12 protein-coding genes are annotated in these 7,905 nt (G+C 27.2%); all 12 read right to left on the bottom strand.

The genetic code is table 11. From position 1 onward, the window contains the following. Positions 1-78 precede the first annotated feature (78 nt). Genes hutH through OB7_RS09275 form a run of 12 tightly spaced genes read right to left on the bottom strand, consistent with a single transcriptional unit; the run spans position 79 to position 7,902 of the window. Entirely contained in the window at positions 79-1,563 is a 1,485-nt protein-coding gene (gene hutH / locus OB7_RS09330; protein ID WP_004103460.1) for a histidine ammonia-lyase, read from the bottom strand. Positions 1,564-1,581: 18 nt separating this feature from the next. Continuing rightward, positions 1,582-2,100: a cob(I)yrinic acid a,c-diamide adenosyltransferase gene (locus OB7_RS09325; RefSeq protein WP_114703138.1), complete on the bottom strand. Its 519-nt coding sequence runs from the start codon at positions 2,098-2,100 to the stop codon at positions 1,582-1,584. Further along, a complete protein-coding gene (locus OB7_RS09320; RefSeq protein WP_114703137.1) occupies positions 2,097-2,855 on the bottom strand; it encodes a hypothetical protein in 759 nt (252 codons plus the stop codon). The genes OB7_RS09325 and OB7_RS09320 overlap by 4 nt, the downstream gene beginning before the upstream one ends. Before the next feature lie 2 nt (positions 2,856-2,857). Next, positions 2,858-3,595 (bottom strand): hypothetical protein, encoded by a 738-nt coding sequence (locus OB7_RS09315; protein ID WP_114703136.1) that lies wholly within the window; start codon positions 3,593-3,595, stop codon positions 2,858-2,860. Continuing rightward, the gene (locus tag OB7_RS09310; protein ID WP_114703135.1) at positions 3,592-4,110 is read right to left on the bottom strand and encodes a GNAT family N-acetyltransferase; all 519 of its coding nucleotides are present in this window, start codon (positions 4,108-4,110) and stop codon (positions 3,592-3,594) included. Before OB7_RS09310 ends, OB7_RS09315 begins: the two co-directional genes overlap by 4 nt. Continuing rightward, the gene (locus OB7_RS09305) at positions 4,097-4,948 is read right to left on the bottom strand and encodes a metallophosphoesterase family protein (protein ID WP_012579341.1); all 852 of its coding nucleotides are present in this window, start codon (positions 4,946-4,948) and stop codon (positions 4,097-4,099) included. Before OB7_RS09305 ends, OB7_RS09310 begins: the two co-directional genes overlap by 14 nt. Beyond that, positions 4,949-5,194: a DUF4911 domain-containing protein gene (locus OB7_RS09300; RefSeq protein ID WP_232617999.1), complete on the bottom strand. Its 246-nt coding sequence runs from the start codon at positions 5,192-5,194 to the stop codon at positions 4,949-4,951. It lies immediately after the preceding gene. Beyond that, entirely contained in the window at positions 5,187-5,672 is a 486-nt protein-coding gene (locus OB7_RS09295) for a metal-dependent transcriptional regulator (RefSeq protein ID WP_012579340.1), read from the bottom strand. The genes OB7_RS09300 and OB7_RS09295 overlap by 8 nt, the downstream gene beginning before the upstream one ends. A gap of 54 nt (positions 5,673-5,726) precedes the next feature. Next, positions 5,727-6,758, bottom strand: a complete 1,032-nt coding sequence (locus OB7_RS09290; RefSeq protein ID WP_004103436.1) for a M42 family metallopeptidase — start codon at positions 6,756-6,758, stop codon at positions 5,727-5,729. Beyond that, positions 6,759-7,412, bottom strand: coding sequence for a hydrogenase subunit MbhD domain-containing protein (locus tag OB7_RS09285; protein ID WP_114703134.1), 654 nt, complete (start codon positions 7,410-7,412; stop codon positions 6,759-6,761). It abuts the gene before it with no gap. Next, positions 7,409-7,666, bottom strand: a complete 258-nt coding sequence (locus tag OB7_RS09280) for a monovalent cation/H(+) antiporter subunit G (protein WP_004103432.1) — start codon at positions 7,664-7,666, stop codon at positions 7,409-7,411. Before OB7_RS09280 ends, OB7_RS09285 begins: the two co-directional genes overlap by 4 nt. Next, positions 7,663-7,902 (bottom strand): monovalent cation/H+ antiporter complex subunit F, encoded by a 240-nt coding sequence (locus OB7_RS09275; protein WP_004103430.1) that lies wholly within the window; start codon positions 7,900-7,902, stop codon positions 7,663-7,665. Before OB7_RS09275 ends, OB7_RS09280 begins: the two co-directional genes overlap by 4 nt. Positions 7,903-7,905: the final 3 nt, after the last annotated feature.

Below are 7,905 nucleotides of genomic sequence, written 5' to 3'. Positions count from 1 at the left end.
AAGATGATGTTGTTACGCTTGTTACAGTTGCAAGAATTGAAACAAGAACAAGTGCAAGAATTAATTTTGCCTGTAATTTCATTGCAGCACCTCCTTAATAATAATATTTTTTACATTTTCAAAATCATCTCCAAAATATCTATCTCCGTTTATTTTAATAAAGTCAAATTTTCGGAAAAATTCTTCAATACTTTTAGAAGATTTTAATGGTTTTCTAAATTCAAGTGCAACTTTTACAAGCATTGCTTCAATTGTAACTAAGTCAATTATATTGAAGAATATTTTTCTAAGCTTTCTTGCAGAAGTTGCCCCCATGCTTACATGATCTTCTTGATAAGCAGATGTTGGTATTGTATCAGTAGATGCTGGATGTGATAAGATTTTGTTTTCATTGCATATTGCTGCTGCAGTATATTGCCAAATCATGTACCCAGAATTTAAACCTTCTTTTCCAGAAGCTAAAAATGGTGGTAATTTTTGGTTTATTAATGGATTTACTAATCTATCAATTCTTCGTTCAATCATGTTTCCAAGATCGGTTAAAGCGATAGCAAGAAAGTCTGATACTAATGCAACTGGCTCCCCATGGAAATTTCCACCACTAATAACATCATTATCAAAAACCAAAGGATTATCAGTTGCAGCATTTATTTCGTTTTCTGCAACTTTTTTTGCGTATATTAACGTATCATATACTGCTCCATATACTTGTGGAATTGCTCTTAAAGTATAAGCATCCTGAACTTTGTTACAATTTTTATGAGATTCTCTTATTTGACTTCCATTTAAGTAATTTCTTAATAAACTTGCAATGTATATTTGCCCATCATGATTCCTTGCTTTTTGTAATCTTTCATCGAAAGCAGCAGGTGTTCCAAGCAGAACGTCAACACTTGCTGCAGCTATTAATGTGGCTATATCTAGAAGTTTTATCGAATCTCTGATTGTTAATGCAAGAATTGAAGTAATGTATTGAGTGCCGTTTAAAAGACTTAATCCTTCCTTTTCTTTTAACTTTATTGGGTTAATATTTAATTCACTAAGCACCTTTTTCGTTGGCTCTTTCTTTCCGTTATAAATAACATATCCTTCTCCAATAAGTGCCATGGCAATATGGGATAAGGGGGCAAGATCGCCACTGGCACCAACGCTACCTTTTTCAGGAACATATGGGTAAACTTTTTTATTTAAAAATTCAAGCAATTTTTCTATTACTTCAACTCTTACTCCAGAAAAACCTTTGGCAAGAGAGTTAGCTCTAAGAAGCATCATAGCTCTAACAATATCTTCATCTAAAGGATCACCAATTCCAGCTGAATGCGATAATACTATATTTTTTTGTAGTTCATATAATTCTTTTTCCGAGATTTTTACATTTACAAGTGCACCAAAGCCTGTGTTAATACCGTAAACAGTTTTTCCACTCGATAAAATTTTTTCAATTGTATTTCTTGATTCAGTTATTTTATTTTTAGCAAAATCATCTAAATCTACTTTTTCAAAATTGCGAGCAACATTATGGATATCATCTAATCTTAGATTATTACCGTCAATTTTGATCATTTTTTACTTCCTCCTTTTTTACTTGTGGGCGGAATAAGGCATAATATTATCTTTTTCAACGTATCTTGCTATTATGTAGAGTAAATCAGAAATTCTGTTAATGTACGCTATCAATTCTTTCCTTACATTTTCACTTTTTGAAAGTGAAACTATTCTTCTTTCAGCACGTCTTGCAATGGTTCTACATATATCTAGAATACTACTTTCTTTAGTTGCACCAGGTATTACAAAAGAGTTTAGATTTACATTTTTTTCATATTCTTCTACTAGTTTTGTTATTTTTTCTTCATCTTCTTTCGAAATTAGGTTTATAAATTTTTCACCTTTGGCAAGTTCGGTTGCAACTCTAAAAAGATCTTTTTGAATATCTTCAATTATTTCTTTTTCTTTTTTGTTTAAAAAATGTTTTGCATAACCTAAATATGAATTAAGTTCATCAACTGTTCCATATGCTTCAACATGTAAATCATCTTTATATACTGTTTCGTTATTTGCAAGTTTTGTTTTTCCATTATCACCTTGCTTTGTAGAAATCATTGTTGCACCTCCTCTGATATAATTCTTTTTAATGTAGTAATTTCATTGAATAATTTGTTTATAAACCATTCATCTTTTAATACTAGTTCTTTTAAAGTATCTTGCGGAAGAAACGTGAAAATGTTTTTAATTTTTTTACAAGTTTTGTTTGAAATTCTGTTTAAAAAAGTAGGAGTTAGTTTTGAGTTCAATTTAACAAAATTATTCCAAAAATCCAAGAAAAGATTAAAATCAGGTTGATAGTTTATTTTATATATCATTGTTGAACCCTTTGATTCTAAGAGATAATTGTATTTTTTTGATAAATCAAGCAATTTAATATAGATAAATAAGTCAAGTATTTTTTCAGAATTTTTATAGGAAAAAATTTCAGGATTATCTATTAGAAAATTTGTATTTAAGGAAATTATTAATTCAATTGAAGAAATTGAATTTTCATATCTTAAAAAATTATTATTTTCGTTAATTTTTAGTTCTAATGCTTTTTTTGCAATAAAATTGCGTGTAAAAAATATTTCAGAATTTTCTTTAGTTAATTCTTGCAAGTTATCAAAATCAATCTCCGTGTTTATTTCATACACGTTCATATGTATATCTAATAATTTTTCATTTTTAACAAGATTTAAATTAGGGTTATATAGGGCGATATAGTTATAAAAATCTACAAAAAAATTGTTGTTTGCTCTTATTATGATTGGCACAACAAATTCAATTAGTTCATTTTTTGAAAATGTTGAATCAATGTATATTTCCAACTTTATTCCTCCTTGAGTATTTTCTTTAATTCTTTTATTTCTTCTTTTAAGGTTTCATTATGTTCACAATTTTTGATTATATTTTTGAGAATTTTTATAGATCTTGAGAATTTTTTTATATTTTTGTTCAAATTTTTTTCCATTTCCCTGTTGTAAAAAAAGAAAAAGTAAAATATGAGTATTGAAGTTGGTATGAATATAAAGTACAATGTTAAATATTTTTTTGGATATAAGACGTAAACAATTGAATAACAGTCATCTGATAATTTAATTTTTTTGAATAACACTTTTTTTCCATTAAAGTAAGTTACATTATTATCAATGTCCGGGAATACTTCTTGCAAATTTTTAAATTCAAATCCTTCATTCATAATTTTTTCATTTGTTGAGATATAGAATAGAAAAGTTGAATTTATTCCAGGAACATTGTATAAATTATTTTTAGTTATATAAAAAAGCTCCTCTTTATTATTCAAAGTAAGGATGTTAAATCCTTCTTTAATATTATTGTACTCATACAAAGAACCTTCAAAATAAATTTTATTATCAACAACATATCCATCTGGTTTTTTAACTGAAATATATTCTTTAACCAGTTGATTATAACTTTTAAATTCATTTTCAACAATTTGCTTTGAAAAATTAAGTTCTTTAAGAGAGTTGAAATAGTCAATTTTAAATAAAAGTTGTGGAAATAATAAAAAAAATGTTGTGAGAAGTATTGATACAAGTTTTTTCATTTAAAATCCCTCAACTTTGCCATTATAATTAGATCAACAAACGAATTACCAAAACGAACTGCCATTTTCTTTCTACCTTCTATTTTATATCCTAGCGAAAGATAAAGATTTAAAGCAACATTATTATTTTCCATAACTTCTATTTGAATTCTTTTTACATTTTTATCAAAAGCCCATTTTTCTGCTGTTTGTATTAATTTTCTTCCAATGCCCTTACCGCGATATTCTTTCAAAACAGAAATACCAAATTCTGCAACATGTCTCATTCTTTTTTTATCGTGAATTAAAATTGTAATTTCACCAATTATAGTATTATCTTTTTTTGCTACAAATATATTTCGTAAATCATTTTCAATGTAAAAATGAATATAATTTTTAAATGAATTAAAATCCATTAAATCATCTAAGGTGGTTACTAAAAATGGTGTTTCTGACAATATGTTTTTTCTATATTCATAAAGGTTAAAAATATCACTTTTAGAAATTTCTTCAATTATTAATTCAGTATTGAACATTAAATTCCTCCAATAGTTCACCATTGTACTTATATGATTTTACAGTAACAAATTTGTTATTAAATTCAAGAATAACAAAATTGTGAACTTTTGAAAAAAAGGTTAAATTTTTATTGTTAAGTACTTTATTGTAGGTGGCAGCTCCACCCCCACCAGTAATTATATAATGAAAATTATTAAAAACAAAGTGCTGATAATTATGTTCATGGGCAGAAATTACCAGTTTAACATTTTTGTTTAAAAATATTTCGTGTAAAATTTTTAATTTTTTTACAATGGAATCTTTAAAATGTGGGCCAACCGTAAAGATGGGATAATGAAGGAATACTATAGACTTTTCGTTGGCATAGTTTTTAATAAATTCTATACATTTGTTTATTCCAGATTCAGCATCTAAAAATATAAATCTGTATCCAAAAAAATCTGAATAATAGTTTTTAACTCCAAAAATTTTATCAAAATAATCACTTGGATTTTCGTGATTGCCCTTTACTACTTGAAAGTATGAACGTTTTCTTAAATCATAAGTTATTTCAAAAAATTTTTCCCAGTCATTTATATTATCACCTTTGTTTACCATATCGCCTAAATGGATAACAACGTGTGGATTGAATTTTAGAATTTGAGATACAATTTCGGAGTGAATCTTATCTCCCCATCTTGAATCTCCATATATTGCTACAATAGTTGATTCATTCAATGAAAAGTTGAAGCTTTCATCATAGTTTTTAACTATTATTTTATTATTAAAATTGAAATATAATGTTTTATTAATTTCAGGAAAAATTACTATAGAAAAAATAATCAGGAAAAAAATAACATACTTTTTAAAAGTCATTTATCCTGCACTTCCAGAATTTTCCTTTATTTCGATAATTTCAAACTTGATCTTTTCTTTTAAACTATTTAAAATTTTCATAACTTCATCTAAAAGTGAAGAGGTGGTTATTATACGTAATATTTGGTTTTCATATTTTCTAATATTTGCTAAATTGTCTTCTGATTCTAAAATATAGCTTAAAAGATGAACATCTTCTTTATCAATTTTTAATAAAACATCTAATTCTTTTTCCAATTTATTCACCTTCCTTATTAAGAAATGGACAATTATCGGTTATTTTTCCTTTGCTTAAATATTCTTTAAAGTGTTTAATAAAAAATGGTTTTTCTTGTGGACATTCATTCATAAATTTTGCAAATAGTAAAAATTTTGAAGCAGCTTCCTCATCCATATCAAAATAAATTTTTAAGCATGAATCCCATGCTTTTTCTGGGTCTATTCCTAAAATTTCAACTAAGAATTTTTGAACAGCTCTTATGTTTTTATTTTCTATAATTGCAATTTTTTTTCCTTCATCAGTTAGAGTAATAGCTCCTCTTTTCTCATAATAAATCAGTCCTTTTTCAGCTAGGGAATCTAATGCCTGTTTTGCAGATGGCATTTTTACACCAGCATAGTCAGCAATTTTTTTTAATCTAGTCCATCCCATTGAATTAAGAGTTAAAAAAACCATAAGAAGATATTTTCTTTCTGCTTTTGTTAAATTATATTCTACTGACAAATTATCTACCTCCATAAGTTAACTTTCTACTATTCAATTATACCATATACTAAATTAGTCAATTTCAAGATACTTTTGTAAAAGCTTTAGTGTAGCTTCAATAGCTTCAATATGAGTTCTTTCATATCCATGTGAAGCATAAATCCCAGGTCCAACAAGTCCATGCTTTATATCGTGTCCAGCCCTTAAAGCAGCACTAACATCAGAACTATAATAAGGATAAATATCAACTGTATAATTTACTTCAGCAAACTTTGCAGCTTTTATTAATTTTCCAACAATTTCATAATCATATGGGCCACTGGAATCTTTAGCACAAATTGATGCAGAGTAAACATTTGATTCGAGATCGCTGCCAACTGCTCCCATGTCTACAGCTATAACCTCAGTAACATCTTCAGGAATATTTGCTGCTCCACCATGGCCAACTTCTTCATAACTTGTGAAAAGCATGTAAACTCTTCTCTTTGGTTCAATTGCAAAATCGCGTATTGACTTTGCAAGTGCTATTAATATACCTGCACTTGCTTTATCATCAAGATGTCTACTCTTAATAAATCCTGTTTTTGTTACAACAGTTCTGGGATCAAAGGATACAAAGTCTCCTGGCATAATTCCAAGTTCAATAACGTCTTCCTTTGAGTGAACTTTCTGATCTAAAACGATTTCCATATTTTCTTCACTTCTTTTTATTGTTCCACTATCCTCATATACGTGAACTGATGGATGAATATTATAAATTGTGCCAGTAAATTCTTTACCATCTCTTGTGAAAATAGTACAATTTTCATTTTCAATGTGACTGAAAGGATAGCCACCTATTCTTGTAATTTTAAGCGTCCCTTTATTTGTTATAGATCTTACCATTGCACCTAAAGTATCTACATGAGCAGTAAACATGATTGCATTACTATCACCATGTCCAAGGTCAACTAATAAGTTGTTTTTGTTAGTTAGGTAGTATTTAAAACCAAGGTTTTTAAATTCATCAATTAAGTATTTTATAGCTTTATAGGTGTAACCAGTAGGGCTTGGTATATTGCAAAGTTCTACAATCTTATTAACAGCTTCTTGAACGTATGTCATTCAAATCCCTCCTAATTTGTATTTTTTTAGTTTTTCATTTATGTATTGGGAATTATAAAATGAAGAAAATTCTTCAAAAAGTGTTGTATCTTTATCAGAGAATTTAAAATATAAAGAAGCATTTTTTATTTTTTTTACTTTTGAGTAATCTATGTCTGAAGATTTTGTTATTTCAAAGTATGTAAGTTCTCTATCTTTGTGTTTGTAAATAGGTATTTCTAGAATTTTAAAATCACCATCATAGGAAATTGCAATGTCAACTTCTCCAGAAAGGAGTAATTTGTCAACTTTAGAAATAGATTCTTCATAAATGAACTCAATTTTATGATTGTATTTTTTTGCAAAGTCATTAAGTATTTCTGGGATCAAACCAACAGATATATTTTGGTGATTTTCACAGAGTATTGGTATTTCGACGATCACAACTTTTATTTTCGAATGGATTTTAAATGTTAAAAGATATACAAACGTTGATAAAAGAGCACCTAACATTGCTTCGGCTAGTGCTACATCTGGTGCAAGATATAATGTATAAATTGCAACCATTAAAACACTAAGAATTGTTCTATATAAAAAAGAGTTAAAAGTTTTATTTGAGAAAAATATAAAGATTGTTACAAAGATTGCAGTCATTCCAAAAATATACCTTATCATAACTTTTTTTCCTTTCTTATAATGGAAATGGAAATAAAATAACTTGAAGCAGGGAGACCTACTATTAAAATTAAAATTGTAGATATTATTTTTGATATTTCGTAATTTTTTGTTAGTAATCCAATCATTATTAAAATAGCTCCAGAAGTATCGCCGGCACCAATATAGTGGATTTTTTTAAGAATGTTTTTTTGAAAAAAAGCCAAAAAATTCCCAATAAGCATTATTAAAGTACCAAGGTATATTATTATCATAAATCACTCCTGGAAATGAAAGATGATATAACAAAGGTTCCACCAATTGAAAGCAAAAGATAAAAAATACCAATATCTATTAACATTGGCTGTTCTTTAATGTAAGAGTATAATATAATAAGAATTGAAATTTTTGTTTGTATTGTAAGTAAAGGTACTAATTTATAATAAATATCTTTTTCTTTTAAAACAGAAATAATTGAAAAAATAATAGAAGCAAGTATTATATAAATCACATT

It is taken from the genome of Thermosipho africanus Ob7, from assembly GCF_003351105.1.
GTDB lineage: Bacteria > Thermotogota > Thermotogae > Thermotogales > Fervidobacteriaceae > Thermosipho > Thermosipho africanus.
Note: the sequence above shows the minus strand (reverse complement) of the source record. Positions and strands in the feature narration are given on the sequence as shown.

Bases quoted from the DNA above. Each gene is read 5' to 3' on its own strand.
- hutH (WP_004103460.1), bottom strand. From the start codon at position 1,563: ATGATCAAAATTGACGGTAATAATCTAAGATTAGATGATATCCATAAT.
- OB7_RS09325 (WP_114703138.1), bottom strand. From the start codon at position 2,100: ATGATTTCTACAAAGCAAGGTGATAATGGAAAAACAAAACTTGCAAAT.
- OB7_RS09315 (WP_114703136.1), bottom strand. From the start codon at position 3,595: ATGAAAAAACTTGTATCAATACTTCTCACAACATTTTTTTTATTATTT.
- OB7_RS09310 (WP_114703135.1), bottom strand. From the start codon at position 4,110: ATGTTCAATACTGAATTAATAATTGAAGAAATTTCTAAAAGTGATATT.
- OB7_RS09305 (WP_012579341.1), bottom strand. From the start codon at position 4,948: ATGACTTTTAAAAAGTATGTTATTTTTTTCCTGATTATTTTTTCTATA.
- OB7_RS09290 (WP_004103436.1), bottom strand. From the start codon at position 6,758: ATGACATACGTTCAAGAAGCTGTTAATAAGATTGTAGAACTTTGCAAT.
- OB7_RS09285 (WP_114703134.1), bottom strand. From the start codon at position 7,412: ATGATAAGGTATATTTTTGGAATGACTGCAATCTTTGTAACAATCTTT.
- OB7_RS09280 (WP_004103432.1), bottom strand. From the start codon at position 7,666: ATGATAATAATATACCTTGGTACTTTAATAATGCTTATTGGGAATTTT.